Origin of the sequence: Rothia sp. HMSC072E10, assembly GCF_001813965.1 — a bacterium.
GTDB classification, from domain to species: domain Bacteria; phylum Actinomycetota; class Actinomycetes; order Actinomycetales; family Micrococcaceae; genus Rothia; species Rothia mucilaginosa_A.
In genome coordinates, this window is sequence record NZ_KV814486.1 from 138290 (window position 1) to 158450 (window position 20161).

Genomic DNA, 20161 nt, shown 5'->3' on the forward strand with positions numbered 1-20161 from the left:
GCCGGATTCTTAGCTGAGGGTCTCAGGGGTGAATCCGGCTCCGAGCCTATTCATTTGAAGCTACTAGAAGTAGTAGGGGTAGTTGGACCAATCCGGGTCACGCTTCTGCAGGAACGCATCGCGGCCCTCCACGGCCTCATCGGTCATGTAGGCCATGCGGGTGGCCTCACCGGCGAAGACCTGCTGGCCGAGCATACCGTCGTCGGGCAGGTTGAAGGCGTACTTGAGCATACGGATTGCCTGCGGGGACTGGCGGGCGATGTGCGCCGCGTATTCCAGGCCCTTGTTCTCGAGCTCTGCGTGGGGAACCACGTCGTTGACCGCGCCCATTTCGTACATGCGCTGTGCGTCGTATTCTTTGGCGAGGAAGAAGATTTCGCGGGCGAACTTCTGGCCCACCTGGCGGGCGAGCAGCGCCGAACCGTAGCCCGCGTCGAAGGAGCCGACGGTCGCGTCGGTCTGCTTGAACTTGCCGTATTCTTCGGAGGCGATGGTCAGGTCGGCCACCACGTGCAGGGAGTGACCGCCACCGGCTGCCCAGCCGGAGACCAGGGCGATAACGACCTTGGGCATGGTACGGATGAGGCGCTGCACCTCCAGGATGTGCAGGCGGCCCGCGCGTGCCGGGTCGATGCTTTCTGCGGTCTCGCCGCTGGCGTAGTGGTAGCCGTCGCGGCCGCGGATGCGCTGGTCGCCGCCGGAGCAGAAGGCCCAGCCGCCGTCCTTGGGGGAGGGGCCGTTGCCGGTGAGCAGTACGGTGCCCACGTTAGAGGTCATGCGGGCGTGGTCGAGGGCGCGGTAGAGCTCGTCCACGGTGTGCGGGCGGAATGCGTTGCGCACCTCGGGGCGGTCGAAGGCGATGCGCACGGTAGGCAGATCGCGCAGAATCTCGCCGTTTTCGTCGCGCTCAACCTGGCGGTGGTAGGTGATGTCGGTGAAGTCCTCGAAGCCCTCAACGACGCGCCAGTCGGCGGGGTTGAAGATATCCGAGACCTTTTCGGGAAGTTGTGCAGTCATAGACCCTATTTTACGGTGCCCGCGGTGCGGCTCGTCGAGGCCGGGGAACGAAGCACGCTCGACATAATATTCCAATAGCAGAATATGATGCGCGGGGAAGGGTCTCTGTCCTTGCGCTCATACCTGTATCTTGGCAGGTTAAGACCCTATAAACAGACCAAGGCCCGGACCGCGTGTGTGCGGCCCGAGCCTTGGGGAAGAGACTCTTTACTTGACCTTGGCGAGTTCAACCGCGCGGTCGAACTCTTCGTCAATGGCGTCGTTCTTCTTGTAGGTCATGAGCGAAACCACGATGGCGACAAGCAGCGCCGAAGCGAAGCCGGGAACCATTTCGTAGAGCACGGACTTCATGGGGCTCTGGCCCCATGCGAATGCCACAACGGCACCGGTAATCATGGAGGCCAGTGCACCCTGGGTGGTCAGCTTACGCCAGTAGAGGGAGAGCAGAACGGTCGGGCCGAAGGCCGAACCGAAGCCAGCCCAAGCGAATGCGACCAGCTGCAGAATGGAGCTGTTGGGGTTCCATGCCAGGGCACCGGCGACCAGCGCCACGATTGCCACGCCTGCACGGCCGAGCCACAGGGACTTGCCGGCGCTGAGCTTCTTCGAGGAGAAGATGCCGTAGAGGTCCTCCACCAGAGCGGAGGAGCACACAATCAGCTGCGAGGAGAGGGTTGACATAATAGCCGCCAAAACCGCGGCCAGAATCAGACCGGCGATGAAGGGGTGGAAGAGGATCTGCGAGAGGTCCAGGAATACGGACTCTGCGGTTTCGGGGTTGGTGAGGGAGGCTTCGGGGTGGCGTGCAAAGTACGCGATACCCATGAATGCGCCGCTGAGTGCACCGAACACGGTCAGAACCATCCAGCTGATGCCGATGCGGCGGCCGGACTTTGCGTCGGCGGGGGTGCGCATTGCCATGAAGCGCACGATGATGTGCGGCTGGCCGAAGTATCCCAGACCCCAGGCGAGGGATGAAATAATACCGGCGAAGGTGGTGCCCGCGAAGATGCTGAGGGCGTCGGGGCGAACCTGGCTGATGGATTCAACCACCGGGCCTACACCGCCAAGATCGATGATGGTGATGACCGGCACGGCGATGAGTGCTGCAAGCATGAGCAGACCCTGAACCATGTCGGTGTAGGAGGCGCCCATGAAGCCGCCGAAGAGGGTGTAGAACACGGTGATGCCCGCCAGCAGGAGCATGCCGGTGTGGTATTCCTGGCCGAAGGAGGACTTGAAGAACAGGCCACCGGACACCATACCGGAGGAGACGTAGAAGGTGAAGAACACCAGAATCACGACACCGGAGACGATGCGCAGCACACGCTTGGTGTCCTTGAGGCGGTTGCTCAGGAAGACGGGGACGGTCACTGCGTCGCCGGCAACTTCGGTGTAGCTACGCAGTCGCGGTGCCACGAACTTCCAGTTGCACCACGCACCGATGGTCAGGCCGACGGCGAGCCAAGCCTGGGAGAGGCCGCTGAGGTAGACGGCGCCGGGCAGGCCCATGAGGAGCCAGCCGGACATGTCGGATGCGCCAGCCGAGAGTGCGGCGACGGTGGGGGAGAGCTGTCGTCCACCCAGCACGTAGTCGTCGAGGCTGTTGTTCTTGCTATTGGCCCACAGGCCGATCGCAATCATGGCGACAAAATATATCGCCAGCGCGATGATTTGGTATGTACTCGCGGCCATTGTTTTCCTTCTCTCCTGGTGTTGGTGAGCGTCTGTGTGTATTTATACGCTACTCCATAACTTTATAAGTGGTCTGGGATACATTCTAGATTCTTCAGAACGGAAAATAAAACCGTCGTTCCGAAATTTAGTTATGTGGTAAACAAATAAATATGCATAAATAGAATATTGCGGGTAACCGTATGTGTGGGAAACGGTGGGATTCTATGCGAAAAAAGCCCGAAAACCCGGGGTGATAGGGCTTTCGGGCATTGTGTCACGGGCTTAGCTATGCAAAGGCAACACAAACGTGCATCGGCATATTCAATGCAAACGAAGAAAACGAAAAGTTTAAAAACCTTGACGGGGTGTCGTCTAACGTGTCGCCCATAGAAGGGGGTACGGGGCAGGAAGAGCCCGCGTTACGTGGTGTGAAGGTCTAAAGATTACGCACGACCCAGGGCTCACGCGACATGAGGGCCGGGTCAAAACGCTCCAGAATCACCGAAGCATCCGGCACCGGAACCCGACCCTCATGCGGGCGGCCCGAATCGTCCAGCACCGGAATGGATGCAGCAATCCAGCCGAGCACCTCGGGGATGGTCACCCCCGCCTCCTGAAGCTGAGGCAGGGTGACCGCCCCGTCACGCTTGGCCAGGCGCTTACCCTCCTCGTTCAGCGCCAGGGGAACGTGCGCGTAGCGCGGCTGCGGCAGACCCAGCAGGCCCGCCAGATACGCCTGGCGAGGCGCGGAGGGTAGCAGGTCATCGCCGCGCACAATCTGCTCAACCCCCACGAAAGCGTCGTCCACCACGGAGGTCAGGTTGTACGCGTAGGTGCCGTCGTTGCGTACCAGCACGAAATCGTCCACCAGCCCGGTGTAGGGGCCGTAAAAATCATCATGCACCGTGTAGCTCGTGCGCTCGGCGCGCAGGCGCAGAGCCGGCGGACGCTGGGCGCGGCGCTCCTCGCGCTGCGCCTCGCTCAGCCCGCGACAGGTGCCCGGGTAGGCGCCCGGGGCGCCGTGCGGTGCGCTCGAGGCCTCCTGAATCTCGCGACGGGTGCAGTAGCACTCGTACACGAGGCCCGCCTCGCGCAGGCGCTGAACCGCACGCTCGTAGGCGGCAAGGCGCGTGCTCTGGTAGAGGACGCCGGCCCTCTTACCCTCGGTACTCTCTGCCGCGCTGCCCGGGCTGATATCCCAGTCCAGGCCCATGGCTTGCAGATCGGCTAGCTGGCGTTCCGCAGCACCGGGCCGCACACGGTCCAAATCCTCAACGCGCACGTAGAAGGGCTTACCGCCGCGGCGAGCCATCGCCCACGCCAGAATCGCGGTGCGCAAATTACCCAGGTGCAGGTCGCCCGAGGGGGAGGGGGCGTAGCGTCCCGTGCCGCTGGGAAAAACCGCACCGGAAACATCGTTCGAAGAATCTGGAGAAATCATGGTTCCATCCTACGCGGAAAGCACTGCAACCAAGGCGGATCCGGGCCGGGCGGCTGGGGCTCCGGAACCCGAAAACCTCTCGGAGTGTGCCCAATTTCCTTTTCCAAAAAGGGAAATCTTGCTCTCTGAGAGTGCAATGGCGCAACATCGCTCAAAAATTCCAGTAGGGTTGTATCTATGGCTCGCACAATTGAACTTGCCGACGGTGTGTATCGCATCGCGACGGATAACTACCGACTCAATACCGGACTGGTTCTCGGACTGGAACGGGCACTGGTCGTAGACACCGGCGCCGGTCCCCGTCAGGCCACCGAAATTTATGATGAGGTTCGCCGCCTCACCCGACTTCCGATTACCGTAGTGAACACCCACGGCCACTACGAACGTTTCTTTGGCAACGACGTCTTCGCGGCTATGGGGGTCGAGGAGTTCTGGGCGCATCCCCGCGCCGCTCGCGCCATCCGCAAGTACGGCGCGGCGCAGCGATCCTACGTTGAGACCCTCGAACCCGAGATGGCGCACCACCAGGGTGCCGCCACCGATATCGTCGTGCCCAACCACCTGGTCGCTAACAACGGCGACGGCATCACCTTCACCCCGATCGACCTGGGCGAACGTAGCGCAACCCTCATGTACATGGGTCCCGGCCACACGGACGGCGACATCATGGTCGGCGTTGAGGACGTGCTCTTCATGGGTGGCCTCATTGAGGAAGGCACCGACCCGTACTTCGAGGATTCCTTCCCTGATCGCTGGATCGACACCCTGGGTGCCGTGCTGGAGTTCGACCGCTACCGCGTGTTCGTGCCCGGTAACGGCGAGCCCGTGGACCGCACCTTCGTGGAGCGCGAACGCAACACCATGATTAGCGCGATCAAGTCTATTCGTGCCTCGACCCTGGACCGCGAGGATGAGGCGACCACCGCCGCAATGTACCAGCTGCCCTATGCGCCGGGCGCGACCCGCTTCCTGCTGGACCGTCTGGCCCAGCTCGAGAACGCCCCCGACTCTGAGAGCTTCGACGCGGAGCAGCCGGACACGAGCGGCTTTACGGGCCCGATTACGTTGGGTAAGGCTGCCTACTAGGCCCTGTATTCCGCGGCGCGCGGGGTCGTAGAGCGCCCCGCCGCCTCACCGGAACCTCAACATATTCAATATAGCCAATACGGCATAAATGCAGGTGCGGGCCGGTTTCTTCTCAGAAACCGGCCCGCACCTGCGTTATATATCAGTTGTGCGCTAGGAGGATCTACGCCGCGGCGTACTCCGCGCGCATGGCCTCACAATCGGTCTTCAGCGCAGCGGGAACTTCGCCCATCGCGCCGCAGAGCTCCACGAAGCGGTGGCGCCAGTCCAGGTGCTCCAGGGCGCGACGAATCTGACGCTCACCCTGTTCGGGGGTCCAACGCGAGGCGGCTTCGGCAACCTGGGCGAGGCCCGCGCGAGCATCCGCGTGATCGATATCGACGGTCGCACCGTCCCAGAGAATCTCGCGTACGGTGCTCGTGTTCGGAACCTGACCCACCACGGTGACGCCGGAGGCCAGAGCATCGGTCCAGCGGCCGGTGATGTACTCCTTCGTGGGGTGGGTGTAGGGGGCGGGGCTCACCGAAGTGGAAAAGGCCAGCAGGAACTTCGCGCGGTTCAGCGAATCCTGCAGGTGCTGTGCCGACTCGCGGTCGTTCGCGCCAAAGGGCGGGCGGCCCTCGAAGCTCAAACCCAGCTCCTTGGCCAGGCGGGCGGTTGCCTCGTCGTCCTCGTAGGCGGCGGGCTGTCGGCCCACGCGCAGCAGATCGGTGGTCTTGGAGGGCAGGGTCGCAAGGCGCTCCGAGAAGGAGCTCCACACGTCCGCGCCCCAGGGCAGCACGCCCGGGGTCTTCACGCCGGCCGCGGTCCACGGCTGGACGTCGTCGGCGTCGGCGACGAAGATACGGTCGTAGACCGAGGACTTCGCAATGGCGGGAATACGGTCGTCCCAGAAGCTGTCAATGACCCAACCGTAGATGGCACCGTAGCGGCGGAACGCGAAGGAACGCTGCGCGACGGCGTAGAGCTGGCCGGGGTCGGAGGCGATGACCACGCAGCGGCGAGAGCCACCCTTGAGCCGCGGTAGGCGAGCCAGAAGCTTCGTTTCCTTGGACAGAGAAGCCCCCACGTCGACGGTGTGGACGGTGCCGCCGGTGTAGCGGGCCAGGAGGTCCGCCATGGCGTGAACCGGAACCCAACCGGCTCCGGAGGGAACGGCAACAATAATATCGAGTGAGCTCATAAGATTCCTTGAGAGGGATCCGGCCGGGGAAAATGCGCGCAATGCTCATCACAATTGGCGGGACGAGCGGCACGCTCCCGGGGCGGACGGACGACAGATATTTAAGCGGGAAAATCCCTTGCGGCGGCCCCGGTACCGGGTATTTGCCGGGTAAACCCGCGGCGGGGCGCATGCAGTCTTCAGTATATCCGCAGCCCGTGGTTCTCCGGGGTTCAGCCTCGCCCGCTAGGGTGTGTGAATACGCACCTCGATACCCGATTCGGCGCCAAACCCTGCGGCCATGCGCGCCAGATTGGTGTTCGGAGCGGCCGCGACCGTGAAGAAGCGGCTCACCGCGGCTGCGAATTGCTCGTCGCGGGCCAGCTCTCCGTGTTCCAGGGTCGTGAAGATGCCGCCGCCGGCATCGTCGAAGACCTCGATGCGCAGGTCGGGTAGCAGCTCGGTGCTCGGCAGATTGAGCGACGCAATGTCGTGCTGGAAGGTCAGGTCGCCGCAGAGCAGGGTCACCGGCAGGGCGGAGCCGCCGATGACGGGGCGGCCCTCGGAATCCGTCCCGGCGGGGTAGTAGCCCGAGAGGGAAACGCCGATGGCGGTTGCCGTGGTGCCGTCGATACCCGCCAGACCGCGGTTGGCGAAGACGCGCGCGGGGGCGGGCTCGCCCAGGGCGGGGGCCGCCGCCTCCAGATCACGCACAAGGTTGGAGGAACCCAGCACGAGGAGCCGCTTCTGCTCCACGGCTTCCCGCCAAACGCGGCGGGCGTAGGAGCGTCCGGCGGTGCGATTGCGGTAGTCGAGGTAGCGTTCCTCATCCTCTGGGCTATTGCCCGAGGCACCGTCCGCGCGGTGCTCGTAGGTCTCAATTTCGCGCAGCGCGGCCTGCTGCAATTGCTTGCCGGCACGCATCCACTGCTGGACCCAGGTCTCGGCGGTTTCACCGGTTTCTTCTTCCGCGGGGTCGGTGCCCTCGGCCGGGGCGTCCTTGACACCGCGCGCGAACTCGGCGAGCCGCTGCGGGGTGGAGATTTCGATGAAGGAACGCGCTCCGGGCTCGTACCAGCTGGCGCGGCGCGGCGCGTAGTAGGCGCAGGGCACGCTCTCGTCAGCCAGTAGAGCGGTCACGGGGCGTGAAAGGGTCGGGTGACCGAAGAGCACCACGCGCTCAATACGCGCGGCAGGCTCGAATCCCTCTGAGGAGAGCAGCTGCGGGTAGTGCGGAATGGCGGTCGCGCCGTGGCGTGCCTCGGAGGAGGGCTCGGCCAGCAGCGGCAGGTTCAGCACGCGCGCGAACTCGGCGGCAAATTCCCCGGCCCCGTCGGCGGCCACCACGACGGTTCGCGTGGTGGTGGAGGGCGCGGGGGCCTTCGCCTCAATGGTTTGGGCCCCGGTGCTGAGGGAGCTCAGAAGCCACTCCCTTTCTAGCGCGGAAAGCCCCGACCCCTCGGCGCGGTCGGTGCGCAGGCGAGCCTCCTCCTGCGGGTCGTAGTCCTCGAGCAGGCTCTGGGCCCACTGCGGCAGGGCGTGCGCGAACTGCCCGGTAGGGGTGAGCGGCGTATCGAAGCAGAGGTTCAGGTGAACCGGGCCGATGGGCTCAGCCGAGGGGCGGGCCCAGTTTTCTGCGGCGCGGCCGGTCAAAGCGTTGAGGCAGGCAGCGAAGGCAAAGGTCTGCTCGCCTTCCTCCTGCTCGGGATAAGCGGTCAGGTCGGCCTCGGCGCGCACAAAGGGAGAGAAGAACCCGGCCTGGTGGGTGGTCTGGTTGACGCCGCTTCCACGCAGACGCTCGGGGCGGTCTGCGCTCATGATCACGAGGGGCACGCCGGCGTGGTAGGCCTCCATGACGGCCGGCATGTACTCGCCCAGAGCGGTACCGGAGGTGCACACAAGGCCCACCGGGCGGCCCGAGGCTTTGGCGATGCCGAGAGCCGTGAAGGCGGCGGTTCGCTCGTCCACTCGCACGTGAGCGATGAGTGCTCCGGCTTCGGCGGCCGCGGCGATGGCGTAAGCCAGGGGCGCACTGCGGGAGCCCGGGGACACGACAATATGCCGCATTCCGGCGCGAATCAGCGAGTCGAGCACGGAAATTGCGGTCAGCATGGCGGGGATGGAGCGATGTTTAGTCACCGTACCATTCTAATGCCGCGCCCATATCGGGCCGGTATGGGTTACCTTCGCGCGCTGGTTCATGACGCACGGGTTCGTGGCAACGCGCGGTTCTTGAGAGGCTCAAGCCCCCATGCTCTAGCGGCGGTCTAGCCGCGGTGGATGCGTTCCAGCACGCGGTAGCAGCGGCTCACCCGCTCAGCCCACCACCGGCGGGTCGGCTCGTCGGCGGCCAGGCGCTCGAGGCGCTGCGGGTCGGGCTCGACGGCTCGCACCCGCATGAGCCCGTCGTGGGCGATCATGGGGTCCTCGGCGACGTCCTCGGCCATGAGCGAGACGGTTCCCAAGCCGCACCCGTACTTCAGGGTCGGCAGGGAGGCCGCCAGGGCGGCACCGGTTGCGATGCCCACCGAGGTTTCCAGGGCCGAAGAGACGACGGCCGGAAGCTGTGCCTGCTCAACGATGGCCAGGGCACGGCGAACACCGCCCAGGGGAGCGGCCTTGATGACGATGAGGTCTGCGGCATTGGCGCGGGCCACGCGCAGCGGGTCCTCGGCCTTGCGAATCGACTCGTCGGCGGCGATGCGGACCGGCAGTCCCTCCTTGGCCACGGCGTAACGGAGCGCCGCCATGTCCTCGATGGTGGCGACCGGCTGCTCGGCGTAGATGAGGCCGTACTCGCAGAGTTTGCGGAGCGCCTCGAGAGCGCCGGAGGGGGTGTAGCCCATATTCGCATCGATCTTGAGGCGAGCCTCGGGGAGCGCCTCGCGCGCGGCGGCCACGCGGGCCACGTCGTCGGCGAGGCTCTGGCCCTTCTCCGCGACCTTGATTTTGAGCTCCCGGATGGTGCCGTCGTAGCGGGCGAGTACCTCGGGCACGCGTTCGGCGGGGACGGCGGGCAGTGTCGCGTTGAGCGGAATACTTTCGCGCACCGGCTCGGGGGCGGGGAGCCAGGCCGCTTCGAGGGCGCAGGCGAGCCAGGCGGCCGCCTCTTCGTCGCCGTATTCGAGGAATGGCGCGAACTCGCCCCAGCCTCGGGGGCCGCGAATGAGCGCGCTCTGGCGACGGTTCACACCGCGGAAGGTGACGTTCATGGGGATATCAACAACGGCTAGGCATTCGAGCACCTCGTCCAGCGGGGGTAGCGGAAGCCCCGTGAGGCGGAAACCGTAGCCCAGGGGCGGCACGCCGCCCGGGGTGGACTCTGCGGGTGATGATTTGTGATGCACGCTCACTGTTGTCCTTTCCCCGCTAAAAATTTTTTAGCGGTTCAAGCCCCTCGATATGGGGCACGTCCCAACTCGAACCGGGCGCTCGGCACGCCGCTGACCAGGGCTTTTAATGGGGGGCTTGGGGAACTTTCGATACCTCTCGCGTTAAGCCTGCGTATTTTGCGGAAACTCTCAGCTTAGCGACCCAAAAACTTTACCTTTTCATAGCTTAACCTGAGATAGTGAGGTAGTTACTCTATCAGCGCGGTGACCGCATTCGACTCGCGCGAAGGCTTGGGGGTCTTCGCCGCCGGGTGGACCGCCGCGAGGTAACGCCATGAGGGAGAAGGTACGAAACGAAGTGTGGAGGGGCTTATGAGCTATCGATGGAACGCGCATGAAACCGTCGCGAGCGGCGCGGTGAGCGATTCTGAGGCAACCCGCCCGCTCCAGACCGGCGATAATGCCCCTACCCTGCCCTTCTCCGCCGAGGCCGTCGCGGACCGCGCGGCCGAGCTCTCCGATACTCAGCCTATCTCTGCGACCCAGCCGATTTCGGCTACCCGTTCTTCTTCCGCGTGCGCGTACGCGCACGATGCACAGGACCCCACCGAGGTGCTCCCCGCCCGAAGCCCCGACACCCGCTTGCTGTCGAACACTGACGGCTCCACCCGCCTCATGCAGGCCACCCAGACGCTTGAGGAACCGACCATTCAGGCTTCTCGCTCGCCCTATGCGGCCCCCAGGGTTGAGCCCGCGACTCCGGCTGCACCCGCCGCGCCGGTGCCGCCTCGCGCGGCGAACCCCAACGTTTCCTACGGGGGAGCCTCGTATTCCGGCGTTCCCTACCCCAACGAGGCCTTCCCTCCCGCTTCTCAAACGGGCAACGTCTATTCCCAGGTTGGAGTGACCTCGATGAGCCCCATGGGCAACCCGATCCGCCCGGATGAGGGCGACCCGAAGAGCTTCCCGAGTACCGGCCTTCTGATGCGGCATCTCTTTGCCCTGCTCTTCTTGGGGGCCTCGCTTTTCGGGGCCTTCCGTTTCTTCATCTACACGCACGTTGGCCAGCAGGTGGATGAGCAGGCCTACGCCGAGTACACGAACCAGTTCCTCAACTATCGCGGTCCGACCCTGACCGCGCTGGACTCGTTGCCGACGATTGTCGGTGTGGTGGCGGTGCTCGGCCTGATTGCGGTGCTGGTATGGAAGCACCGGTTCCTCCCGGCACTGGTGGGGGTGCTCTGCGGCGTGGGAGCCTGCGTCACGACCTACGCGCTGAAGAACTACATCATCGTGAAGCCCGACTGGGGTATTCAGGAGGCGGTGAGCAATTCGGCGCCCAGCGGCCACACGACGTTTGCGGCGGCGGCCGGTGCGGCTCTCTTCCTGGCGGCTCCCCGGCTGATGCGTCCGACCGTGGCCCTGTTGGCGGCGGTCGCGACCTGCTTGACGGGTGCCTCCACGATTATTAACGGCTGGCACCGCCCGGTGGATGTTGTGACCGCGATTCTCGTGACCTCCATGTGGACGGTACTGGGCATGGCCCTGCTGCGCTACGTGCGTCGCAGTGACTTTACGATTGCCTCGCGCGGCGGCCTGGTGTTGGTGCCGTTGTTGACGATTGCGACGCTTTTCCTTTCCTTCTGTTCCGTGATTCTGTACCTGATTGCGATTTTTTCGCCCATCCCGGGAGGCGCGTTTACCGCAGCGACCTGCATGATCGTGGCGGTGAGCTTCGGTACGACGGCGCTGACGGTGAATCTGCTGCGCGCACGCAATAGCAAGCGTCAGGCGTAACCCAAATGCGTGCCTCGCCCTCATGCGGCGGGGCACGCGTTTTTATTGGCTTTGTGTGTGGGCGTTGCCTCGCGGGGGAGCGCAGAATACAATGGAAATAATTGGTATTTTTGATGCCAAATAACAGTATTGGCGACTAGCCGCCGGGCCGCATACTCCGCCCGGCTCGAGTAGAAAGGTGCGTACCATGGCAGGTACCCATGAAGGCCGCGTCATCATTTTCCCCCAGCTCACCGAGGAGCTAAAGCCCTTCGAAGATAAGCCCCAGGCCCGCAAGATCGTGGACGCCGACGGCGGCAACCTGACCCTCATGGAGCTGGCGGCCGGCCAGTCCTGGCACGAGCACCACAGCGTGCACCCCATCTTCGTGCAGGTTCTCAAGGGCGAGGTGATCTTTCACGTGAAGGATCGCGATATTACCCTGGCCCCGGGCAAGCCGATTCACGTGACCGCCAAGCTTCTGCACTCCCTGCGCGCCGTGAAGGACTCCACCCTGCTGGTGACCATGCTGACCGGTGAATCGCACCCCGAGCCCAAGCTCACCGTTGAGGTGGAAGAGGTTTAAACCCCGGCCTCTAAACCCCTGACCCCAAAACCTTAGCTCGCCGCCGCATCTGCACAGGATGCCGCGGCGAGCTTTTTCTCTGTCCTCCTGCCCTCACATATGTCGGCGAGAATACCCTCACGCTACGCCCTGAGCTTTCTGCATGCTCGTACGCCCCCGCGCGGGCGTACCCTGAGAAGTACACTCCCGCTAACCTCACAGGGAGCAACCCGAAAGGATACGCAATGCCCAAGTCACTGCAACGCCCCGTCGTTCTTCTCACCGGCGCCAGCTCCGGTATCGGCTACGACGTAGCGCCGCTGCTGGTGCGCTACGGCTACACCGTCTACGGTGCCGCCCGCCGCGTTGAGAAGATTGAAGAGCTCGCCTCCGAGGGCGTGAAATCGCTCAGCCTGGACGTTACCGATGAAGCATCCATGGAAGCCGCCGTACAGCAGATTATTGAGGCAGAAGGTCGCATTGACGTGCTTATCAACAATGCAGGCTACGGATTCTACGGCGCCATTGAAGACGTCCCCATCGACGAGGCACGCCGCCAGTTCGAGGTGAACCTCTTTGGCCTGGCGCGCCTCACCCAGCTGGTGCTGCCGCATATGCGCGCACAGGGCAGCGGGCGCATCCTGAACATCTCCTCAATGGCGGGGCGTATTACCTCGCCCCTGGGCGCCTGGTATCACGCCACCAAGTACGCTCTCGAGGCGTTCAGCGATGCGCTACGCATGGAGGTTGAAGAGTTCGGTATTGACGTGGTCATTATCGAGCCCGGCGGCATCAAGACCCCCTGGGGGCTCATCGCGGCAGACCACCTCGAGGAATCCTCCCGAAACGGTGTCTACGCGGCTCAGGCACAGCGCGTTGCGGCAAAGATGCGTAAGCTCTACTCGCCGTCCTCCAACCTTTCAGAGCCCAAGGTTATCTCTAACGCTATTCTGCGAGCCCTGGAAGCGCGCCGCCCCAAGACCCGCTACCTGGTAGGTTTCGGTGCTAAGCCCTCCGTGTTCCTGCATACCGTGCTACCGGACCGTCTCTTTGACAAGGTGGCGCGCCGTATCTTCTAGAACCGAAATAGCGGCGAACTAGAGCATGGAAAAGCGGGCGGTGCTGCGCGAAACAGAATGTTTCGTACAGCACCGCCCGCTATATTTTCAAGAGCTAGTACTAGTTTACAACCGCGTGGGTCGGATCGAGCACTCGAGCCAAGAAGGCCCGGGTACGTTCGTGCTTGGGGGCGCCAATCACCTGGTCGGCAGGGCCTTCCTCCACGACCACGCCGTCGGCCATGAAGACGACCTTGTCGGCTACCTCGCGGGCGAACGCCATCTCGTGGGTCACCACGATCATGGTCATGCCCTCGTCGGCCAGGTTACGCATAATACTCAGAACCTCGCCGACCATCTCCGGGTCCAGCGCGCTGGTGGGCTCGTCAAAAAGCATCAGGTCGGGGTGCATGGAGAGCGCACGGGCGATAGCCACACGCTGCTGCTGGCCGCCGGAAAGCTGAGCGGGGAAGCGGTCTTCCTTGCCGGCCAGGCCCACCTTAGCGAGCTGCTCGAGGGCCACAGCCTCCGCCTCCTCCTTGGAACGGCCCAGCACCTTAATCTGGGCAATCGTGCAGTTATCCAGGATGTTCAGGTGACCGAAGAGGTTGAACTGCTGGAACACCATGCCCATGTGGGTGCGCACGCGGTTAATGTCCACGTCCGGGTCGGTGACCTCGGTATCGCCCACCATGATGGTGCCGTCGTTCGGCTCCTCCAGTAGGTTCACGCAGCGCAGCAGGGTGGACTTGCCCGAACCGGAGGGACCGATGAGGCACACGACCTCGCCGGGGGCGACCTCCATGTCGATGCCCTTGAGCACCTGGACCTTGCCGTAGGACTTGTGCAGGTTAGAAATGCGCACCGAGGAGGCGGCCATGGATGAAGTTGAAGCGGTCATAGTATCCGTAATCCGTTCTGTCTCGTCGTTGCGCTTACTTGCGGCCGGTCAGCTGGGTGCGGCGCTCAAAGTATGCGGAGAGCTGGCCCAGCGGGACGGTGATGATGAGGTAGCACAGGCCGGCAACCACCAGGGGAGTCAGGCCCGCATTGGCGGCGGTCAGGCCCTCACGGCCGAACTTTGCCAGCTCGTACTGCGATACGGTCACGCCCAACAGGTAGACGAGGGAGGAGTCCTTGGTCAGCAGGATAACCTCGTTGGTCAGCGGGGGAAGCACCACGCGGAAGGCCTGCGGGATGATGATCGAGATCATCGCGCGGGTGTGGGACATACCCAGGGAGCGTGCCGCCTCCATCTGACCCTTCGGAATGGCCTGCAAGCCCGCGCGCAGCACCTCGCTGATGTAGGCAGCCGAAACCATACCCAGGGACAGGGTCACAGGAATCAGGTTATCCACGAAGCGAATCTTGAAGGCCAGCGGAATACCGTAACCGAAGGCGAAGAAGACCAGCAGCGCCGGGATGCCGCGGAAGAGCTCCACGTACAGGGTTGCAATCCAGCGGTACGGGGCAATGGAGGAAATACGCATGAGCGCCAGCAGCAGGCCGCCGGAGAGGCCCACAGCGAAGCCTAAAGCGGTGTAGAGCAGGGTGTTCTTCAGCGCCACGGTGATGACGTCGGGGAACTGCTGCGCCGCAACGTCCAGGTTGAAGACCTGCTGGCTGAGGGTCTTCCAGTCAGCCAGAAGAATGGCTGCCAGGGCGATAACTGCCAGAAGGGCGTACTGTGCGTAGCGGAAAAGCTTCTGCTTCTGACGGGGTGAGAGTTTAGAGGACATGCGCTTTCTTATCCATGTGCTGTTCGGTCAAGAGCGTTCTATGCGCTCACAAGGTCAAAGGCCGGAGATTCCCCCAACCCAAAAGTATTAGGGTACTCCTGAATTGGGGGAGGGGCTAGCCGGCTAGGTGCTTAGGAAGCGGAGGAAGAGGCGCTCGCGGAGGTCGAGGAGGTGGTGCCTACCCACTTGGCCTTCATCTTGTCGAGCTCGCCGTTCTTCTTGAGCTTGTCGATGGTGGCGTTGGCCTTGGCCAGCAGCGCCTTGTTGTTGGAGGAGACGGCTGCCGCGATTTCCTCGGTGTTCTCGGAATCCTGGTAGGCAATCTTGAAGGAGTCCGGGTCGTTGGTCAGTGCCTCGGAAACCACGGAGAGGTTGACTGCGACGGCCTTGACCTGCCCGGTCTTCAGGGCGGAGAACATGAGGGAGGTGTCTTCGTACTGGATGACCTCTGCACCGTTTTCCTTGGCGTAGGTTTCACCGCTGGTTGCCTGCTGGGCGCCGACGGCCACGCCCTTCAGGTCGGCTGCGGAGGTGATGGAGGAACCCTTGGGAACCAGGATGGCCAGGTTGTCGTCGAAGTAGACGGTGGTGAACTCCATCTTGCTCTTACGTTCGTCGGTCACGCCGATGCCCGCCAGCGCGATGTCGCACTGGCCGGTGGACAGGCCGGTGCCGGAGTCCAGGCCCTCGAAGCTGATGGAGGTCAGCTGCGCCTTCACGCCCAGGTCGGAGGCGATGGCGTTGGCGATGTCTGCGTCCAGGCCCACGATGGTGCCGTTCTCTTCGTATTCGAAAGGTTTGTAGGGGGTGTTGGTGCAGACGCTGAGCACTCCGGGCTTGACGAGGCTGACCTCGCCGTTGGCGTCGGAGTTTTCGTTGGCGGTGGAGACGCAACCGGTCAGCGCCAGGGGCAGTACTGCCAGCAGGGCCAGCGGCTTGAGGGATGCCTTCTTGAGGAATGCGGTGTTCATTGGGGTGCTCCTATGTGCGGTGTGTTCTATGAAATCTACGGTCTATTGTGCGCCCCCATGTTAAAAAATGCAAGCATATACATAAATATTCATAAATTTTTGCTGAATATGCATAAGTTTACCCTCGAAGAATGAATAAAACCCCGTCTATGCGGCCCAAAAACCACCCGAGCGAGCCAGCGAACCCCTCACATGACGTAACTACGGTTCACCCAACTATCGAATCCCCCAACCTCCATGCCACAATTGAGAGCGTGAACGCAGAGAAGAATACCCGCGCCACCCGCGCCACCCTGGATAAGAAGACCAGCGACATCGCCGCAATGTTCGATACCGTCGCCGAACGATACGACCTGATGAACGGCATCCTTTCCCTCGGCCAGCACATCTACTGGCGCAAGCAGGCCGTCGCCGCCGTTGATGCGCACCCCGGCCAGAAGGTTCTGGATGTAGCCGCAGGAACCGGCGTCTCCTCCGAACCCTTCGCGGATGCAGGTGTAGATGTTATCGCTGCCGACCTTTCCGAAGGCATGCTGGACGTTGGCCGCCGCCGCCGTCCCGACATGACCTTCGTGCAGGCCGACGTCACCGCCCTGCCCTTTGAAGACGGCACCTTCGACGCGGTCACCATGTCCTACGGCCTGCGCAACGTTGCAGACTACCCCAAGGCGCTGAGCGAAATCTACCGCGTTCTCAAGCCCGGCGGCCGCATCGTGATTCTCGAGTTCTCGACCCCGACCTTTGCCCCCTTCGGCGCGGTGTACAAGAACTACATCATGAAGGCGATTCCGCCGATTGCGCGCGCAATTTCCTCCAACCCCGAGTCCTACGAGTACCTCGCCGAGTCCATCATCGCCTGGCCCAACCAGCAGGCGCTGGCCGAAAAGTTCAAGGAGGCGGGATTCACCTCGGTGCAGTACCGCAACCTGACCGGCGGTATCGTTGCCATTCACCGCGGCTTCAAGCCCGCGGAATCCAACGCATAACGTTCACACCACCCCGACATACCCACCGCACCGTTTTCACGCCGCCCCGATAGGACATTCCGAGGGGCGGACCACTAGAAAACACCAAGAAGATAGAAGACACCGTGACCAACGCAGAGCAGCCCATCGCCGCCACCGACCTGCTGGGAGACCTCGATCTGAAGCTTCCCGCGGGATTCGAACTGATTGCCGCAGACCCCAAGCTGGGTCCGCAGATTCTCTCGTCCCTCGCCCGTATTGAGGAGCGCCTGGGCGAGGCCATCGCGCAGACCGACCACCTGGCCGACGTCGCCTCCCGCCACCTGCTTCTGGCCGGAGGCAAGCGCGTGCGCCCGCTGCTGGCCCTGCTCTCGGCAGCCGTGGACGGTGAGATTAACGACGAGGTGATTGAGGCCGCCGTGGTGGTGGAGCTGACTCACCTGGCAACCCTCTACCACGACGACGTCATGGACGACGCCCCCAAGCGCCGCGGCGTGGACAGCGCCCAGATGATTTGGGGTAACTCCGTCGCAATTCTGACCGGCGACCTAATCTTCTCCCGCGCCTCCCTGCTGGTGTCCGAGCTGGGTACCCGCCCCATGAAGATTCAGTCCCAGACCTTCGAGCGCCTGGTGCTCGGCCAGCTCTTCGAGACCACCGGTCCGCGCGAGGGTCAGGACCTACTTGACCACTACATCGCCGTCATCGAGGGTAAGACCGGCTCCCTGATTGCCGCCGCCGGCGAGTACGGCTCCCTGCTTTCGGGTGCCTCCGAGGAGGTCATCTCGATGGTCAAGACCTACGGTGAGCTGGTGGGCGTGGCCTTCCAGCTGGCGGACGACGTAATTGACATCGTCAGCGACGGTAAGACCAGCGGCAAGACCCGCGGCACCGATTTACGCGAGGGCGTTCCGACCCTGCCGACCATTCTGCTGGACCGCGCTGTGGCGGCCGGCGATGAGTCCGCTGTTGCGGTTCGCGCCCTGCTGGATGCAGACCTGAGCTCCGATGAGGCGCTGGAGACCGCCGTGGAGGCGCTCGCCGCCCACCCGGTCACCCAGGAAGCCTGGCAGATTGCCTACGACTGGGCCGATCGCGCGATTGAGGCGATTGCTCCGCTACCCGATTCCACCGCGAAGGCTGCGCTGGAGTCCTTCGCCCACGCCGTGGTTCACCGCGAGGGCTAGTCTCAGCTAAAGGGTCGCCTTCTGATTCTTAACCGTGAGGCCCCGCCCGTCCACCAGGACGAGCGGGGCCTCACGGCGTATCTGCGGGCAGAATTTTGTGTCGTGTCTCGTTTGAACGGGGCTCCGATATTTCGCATGGTGGGGTTGTGTGGGAATTTCTTGACCGGTTCTCGCTCTTTAAGGTAAACCTGAGAGTCATGTCTAAAACGTGCCACCACGTTCTGGACCCCCGACGGCTCCCTCGCCCACCCCGCGTTGGACGGGCCGTCGCTTCTCTTGGACGCGAGCAAGTCCCGCCAACCCGCGGTTCCCCTCGCACCAACCATCCGCGTCCCCACATCTAGAGGTTTACAACAATGGGAGCATCTACCCCTAAGGCGCCCGCGAAGCGCGAAGGCTTCTCGAGCCGCCGCGTCTTTATCTTTGCCGCCATCGGTTCTGCTGTTGGTCTGGGCAATATTTGGCGTTTCCCCTACATCGCATTCGACAACGGCGGCGGCGCCTTCATGATCCCCTACATTGTCGCCCTGCTGACCGCCGGCCTGACTTTCCTGTTCTTTGACTACGCCATTGGTCACCGTGCGCGTGCTTCGTCGCCGCTGGCCTTCCGCCGCCTGAACCGCAAGACCGAGTTCATCGGCTGGTGGCACATGGGTATTAACTTCGTGATCGCTATCTACTACGCCGCTATTGTGGCGTGGTCGTTGCGTTACATGGTTTTCTCCTTCACCAATGCGTGGGGCGATAACCCGAAGGCGTTCTTCCAGGGTGAGTTCTTGAAGGTTGCGGACACCCCCGGTGTCTCCCTGGACTTCAACATGAACATCCTGATTCCCATGGTTCTCGTCTGGGGTGTGCTGCTGGCTGTGATGGCTCTGGGCGTGCAGAAGGGTGTTGGCGCGGCCAACATCGTCTTTATCCCGCTGCTGCTGGTCATGTTCGTGGGCCTGGTGATTTACTCCCTGACCCTGCCCGGTGCAGTTGACGGTCTGAACGCGCTGTTCACCCCCAGCTGGGATTCGCTGGCTAACCCGGATGTGTGGGTTGCCGCCTACGGCCAGATTTTCTTCTCGCTGTCCATCGGCTTCGGCATTATGATCACCTACTCCTCCTACCTGAAGCCCAAGGCTGACCTGACCGGTTCGGGTGCCGTGGTTGGCTTTGCAAACTCCGGTTTCGAGCTGCTTGCGGGTATTGGTGTGTTCTCGGCTCTGGGCTTCATGGCTCAGGCTGCGGGCACCCAGGTGAGCGATGTCGCGACCAGCGGTATTGGTCTGGCGTTCATCGCGTTCCCGACCATTATTTCTCAGGCTCCCGGCGGTGTGCTGATCGGTATTCTCTTCTTCGGCTCCCTGCTCTTCGCGGGCTTCACCTCTCTCATCTCGATTCTTGAGGTGATTATTGCGGGTGTTCAGGACAAGTTCGCCACCTCGCGTCTTGCCTCCACCGCCCTGGTGATTATTCCGGTCGCCGTGATTTCGCTGTTGCTGATGCCGACCACCACCGGCCTGTACGTGCTCGATATTCTCGATAACTTCGTGAACCTCTTCGGTATTCTGGCCGCCGGCCTGTGCGCCATCATCGTCGTGGCGTACGTGGTGCGTGCGCTGCCCGCCCTGGCCGAGCACCTGAACCGTTACTCCTCCATCAAGGTTGGTAAGATTTGGATGGTTCTGCTGGCCGTCGTGACCCCGCTGGTTCTTGGCTACTCCCTGATTCAGAGCGTCATCAAGCTGATTCAGACTCCGTACGAGGGTTACCCGACAGATATGCTGGCAATCTTCGGCTGGGGTATGAGCGCGCTCCTGCTGGTCGGCGCGATCGTTGTTTCTCTCTTGCCCTGGTCGAAGAAGTCTCGTGCCGCTGAGAAGCCTCCGGCACCTCCGGTGATTGCCGGTCAGGTGGAGCACGACCACGTCGATACGACCATTACCCGTTAGGAGCCCTCATGTCTATCTCTGCAATTGTGATGCTGATTGTGGCCATCCTGATTATCTGGGGTGGCCTGGGCCTGGCGATGCTGAACCTGCACCGCCATCCGGACCTGGATGCCCTGGACGAAGCGGCTGAGGCTCAGGGCTCCGAGCTCTAGAGCGTAAACGCGACATACAGTGATGCCCCGCCGGCTTATAGTTGGCAGGGCATCACTGTATTTTATGCGGGTGTTGAGCGTGCCGAAGGGACA

The 20161-nt window shown here is 62.9% G+C and carries 17 protein-coding genes; 8 read left to right on the top strand and 9 right to left on the bottom strand.

Annotated features, from left to right (window positions below; genetic code table 11):
- Positions 1-63 precede the first annotated feature (63 nt).
- The 3 genes from HMPREF2944_RS02205 to gluQRS form a co-directional block, all read right to left on the bottom strand.
- A complete protein-coding gene (locus tag HMPREF2944_RS02205; protein ID WP_070680066.1) occupies positions 64-1017 on the bottom strand; it encodes a 1,4-dihydroxy-2-naphthoyl-CoA synthase in 954 nt (317 codons plus the stop codon).
- A 207-nt stretch (positions 1018-1224) separates the two neighbouring features.
- Positions 1225-2712, bottom strand: coding sequence for a sodium/proline symporter PutP (gene putP / locus HMPREF2944_RS02210; RefSeq protein ID WP_070680069.1), 1488 nt, complete (start codon positions 2710-2712; stop codon positions 1225-1227).
- A 418-nt stretch (positions 2713-3130) separates the two neighbouring features.
- A complete protein-coding gene (gene gluQRS / locus HMPREF2944_RS02215; RefSeq protein WP_070680072.1) occupies positions 3131-4135 on the bottom strand; it encodes a tRNA glutamyl-Q(34) synthetase GluQRS in 1005 nt (334 codons plus the stop codon).
- Positions 4136-4312: 177 nt separating this feature from the next.
- Here gluQRS and HMPREF2944_RS02220 point away from each other — a divergent pair, with 177 nt between their 5' ends.
- Positions 4313-5221: an MBL fold metallo-hydrolase gene (locus HMPREF2944_RS02220; RefSeq protein WP_070680075.1), complete on the top strand. Its 909-nt coding sequence runs from the start codon at positions 4313-4315 to the stop codon at positions 5219-5221.
- Positions 5222-5384: 163 nt separating this feature from the next.
- On the opposite strand, the gene HMPREF2944_RS02225 is transcribed toward HMPREF2944_RS02220, so the two are convergent.
- From HMPREF2944_RS02225 to HMPREF2944_RS02235, 3 genes are all read right to left on the bottom strand, one after another.
- A complete protein-coding gene (locus HMPREF2944_RS02225) occupies positions 5385-6404 on the bottom strand; it encodes a glycosyltransferase (protein WP_070680078.1) in 1020 nt (339 codons plus the stop codon).
- A gap of 225 nt (positions 6405-6629) precedes the next feature.
- Positions 6630-8522 (bottom strand): 2-succinyl-5-enolpyruvyl-6-hydroxy-3-cyclohexene-1-carboxylic-acid synthase, encoded by a 1893-nt coding sequence (gene menD / locus HMPREF2944_RS02230; RefSeq protein WP_070680081.1) that lies wholly within the window; start codon positions 8520-8522, stop codon positions 6630-6632.
- Positions 8523-8650: 128 nt separating this feature from the next.
- The gene (locus HMPREF2944_RS02235) at positions 8651-9688 is read right to left on the bottom strand and encodes an o-succinylbenzoate synthase (RefSeq protein ID WP_070680444.1); all 1038 of its coding nucleotides are present in this window, start codon (positions 9686-9688) and stop codon (positions 8651-8653) included.
- Between the two features lie 399 nt (positions 9689-10087).
- Between HMPREF2944_RS02235 and HMPREF2944_RS02240 the strand changes: the two genes are divergently transcribed.
- From HMPREF2944_RS02240 to HMPREF2944_RS02250, 3 genes are all read left to right on the top strand, one after another.
- The gene (locus HMPREF2944_RS02240; RefSeq protein ID WP_070680084.1) at positions 10088-11512 is read left to right on the top strand and encodes a phosphatase PAP2 family protein; all 1425 of its coding nucleotides are present in this window, start codon (positions 10088-10090) and stop codon (positions 11510-11512) included.
- A 187-nt stretch (positions 11513-11699) separates the two neighbouring features.
- On the top strand, positions 11700-12077 hold the full coding sequence (locus tag HMPREF2944_RS02245; RefSeq protein ID WP_070680087.1) for a cupin domain-containing protein: 378 nt from the start codon (positions 11700-11702) through the stop codon (positions 12075-12077).
- Positions 12078-12301: 224 nt separating this feature from the next.
- Positions 12302-13135: an oxidoreductase gene (locus HMPREF2944_RS02250; RefSeq protein WP_070680090.1), complete on the top strand. Its 834-nt coding sequence runs from the start codon at positions 12302-12304 to the stop codon at positions 13133-13135.
- A gap of 100 nt (positions 13136-13235) precedes the next feature.
- Here HMPREF2944_RS02250 and HMPREF2944_RS02255 read toward each other — a convergent pair whose 3' ends face one another.
- The 3 genes from HMPREF2944_RS02255 to HMPREF2944_RS02265 all read right to left on the bottom strand — a co-directional run bounded on the left by HMPREF2944_RS02255 (position 13236) and on the right by HMPREF2944_RS02265 (position 15824).
- Positions 13236-14015 carry an amino acid ABC transporter ATP-binding protein gene (locus tag HMPREF2944_RS02255; protein ID WP_049343223.1) on the bottom strand — a complete coding sequence of 260 codons (780 nt, stop codon included), beginning with the start codon at positions 14013-14015 and terminating at the stop codon, positions 13236-13238.
- Positions 14016-14049: 34 nt separating this feature from the next.
- Positions 14050-14853: an amino acid ABC transporter permease gene (locus HMPREF2944_RS02260; protein ID WP_070680093.1), complete on the bottom strand. Its 804-nt coding sequence runs from the start codon at positions 14851-14853 to the stop codon at positions 14050-14052.
- 131 nt (positions 14854-14984) lie between these two features.
- Positions 14985-15824, bottom strand: coding sequence for an ABC transporter substrate-binding protein (locus HMPREF2944_RS02265; RefSeq protein ID WP_070680096.1), 840 nt, complete (start codon positions 15822-15824; stop codon positions 14985-14987).
- Positions 15825-16078: 254 nt separating this feature from the next.
- Between HMPREF2944_RS02265 and HMPREF2944_RS02270 the strand changes: the two genes are divergently transcribed.
- From HMPREF2944_RS02270 to HMPREF2944_RS08955, 4 genes are all read left to right on the top strand, one after another.
- On the top strand, positions 16079-16810 hold the full coding sequence (locus HMPREF2944_RS02270; protein ID WP_049343226.1) for a demethylmenaquinone methyltransferase: 732 nt from the start codon (positions 16079-16081) through the stop codon (positions 16808-16810).
- A 104-nt stretch (positions 16811-16914) separates the two neighbouring features.
- Complete coding sequence (locus HMPREF2944_RS02275) at positions 16915-17976, top strand: polyprenyl synthetase family protein (RefSeq protein WP_070680099.1); 1062 nt, start codon at positions 16915-16917, stop codon at positions 17974-17976.
- A 356-nt stretch (positions 17977-18332) separates the two neighbouring features.
- Positions 18333-19916: a sodium-dependent transporter gene (locus tag HMPREF2944_RS02280; protein ID WP_049331769.1), complete on the top strand. Its 1584-nt coding sequence runs from the start codon at positions 18333-18335 to the stop codon at positions 19914-19916.
- 8 nt (positions 19917-19924) lie between these two features.
- On the top strand, positions 19925-20068 hold the full coding sequence (locus tag HMPREF2944_RS08955; RefSeq protein ID WP_080974908.1) for a methionine/alanine import family NSS transporter small subunit: 144 nt from the start codon (positions 19925-19927) through the stop codon (positions 20066-20068).
- Positions 20069-20161 lie beyond the last annotated feature (93 nt).

What these genes read in the sequence shown, in the direction of transcription:
- HMPREF2944_RS08955 (WP_080974908.1), top strand. Translation starts at nt 19,925, where the DNA reads ATGTCTATCTCTGCAATTGTGATGCTGATTGTGGCCATCCTGATTATC.
- HMPREF2944_RS02280 (WP_049331769.1), top strand. Translation starts at nt 18,333, where the DNA reads ATGGGAGCATCTACCCCTAAGGCGCCCGCGAAGCGCGAAGGCTTCTCG.
- HMPREF2944_RS02250 (WP_070680090.1), top strand. Translation starts at nt 12,302, where the DNA reads ATGCCCAAGTCACTGCAACGCCCCGTCGTTCTTCTCACCGGCGCCAGC.
- HMPREF2944_RS02225 (WP_070680078.1), bottom strand. Translation starts at nt 6,404, where the DNA reads ATGAGCTCACTCGATATTATTGTTGCCGTTCCCTCCGGAGCCGGTTGG.
- HMPREF2944_RS02260 (WP_070680093.1), bottom strand. Translation starts at nt 14,853, where the DNA reads ATGTCCTCTAAACTCTCACCCCGTCAGAAGCAGAAGCTTTTCCGCTAC.
- HMPREF2944_RS02265 (WP_070680096.1), bottom strand. Translation starts at nt 15,824, where the DNA reads ATGAACACCGCATTCCTCAAGAAGGCATCCCTCAAGCCGCTGGCCCTG.
- HMPREF2944_RS02245 (WP_070680087.1), top strand. Translation starts at nt 11,700, where the DNA reads ATGGCAGGTACCCATGAAGGCCGCGTCATCATTTTCCCCCAGCTCACC.
- HMPREF2944_RS02240 (WP_070680084.1), top strand. Translation starts at nt 10,088, where the DNA reads ATGAGCTATCGATGGAACGCGCATGAAACCGTCGCGAGCGGCGCGGTG.
- HMPREF2944_RS02255 (WP_049343223.1), bottom strand. Translation starts at nt 14,015, where the DNA reads ATGACCGCTTCAACTTCATCCATGGCCGCCTCCTCGGTGCGCATTTCT.
- HMPREF2944_RS02220 (WP_070680075.1), top strand. Translation starts at nt 4,313, where the DNA reads ATGGCTCGCACAATTGAACTTGCCGACGGTGTGTATCGCATCGCGACG.
- HMPREF2944_RS02205 (WP_070680066.1), bottom strand. Translation starts at nt 1,017, where the DNA reads ATGACTGCACAACTTCCCGAAAAGGTCTCGGATATCTTCAACCCCGCC.
- putP (WP_070680069.1), bottom strand. Translation starts at nt 2,712, where the DNA reads ATGGCCGCGAGTACATACCAAATCATCGCGCTGGCGATATATTTTGTC.
- gluQRS (WP_070680072.1), bottom strand. Translation starts at nt 4,135, where the DNA reads ATGATTTCTCCAGATTCTTCGAACGATGTTTCCGGTGCGGTTTTTCCC.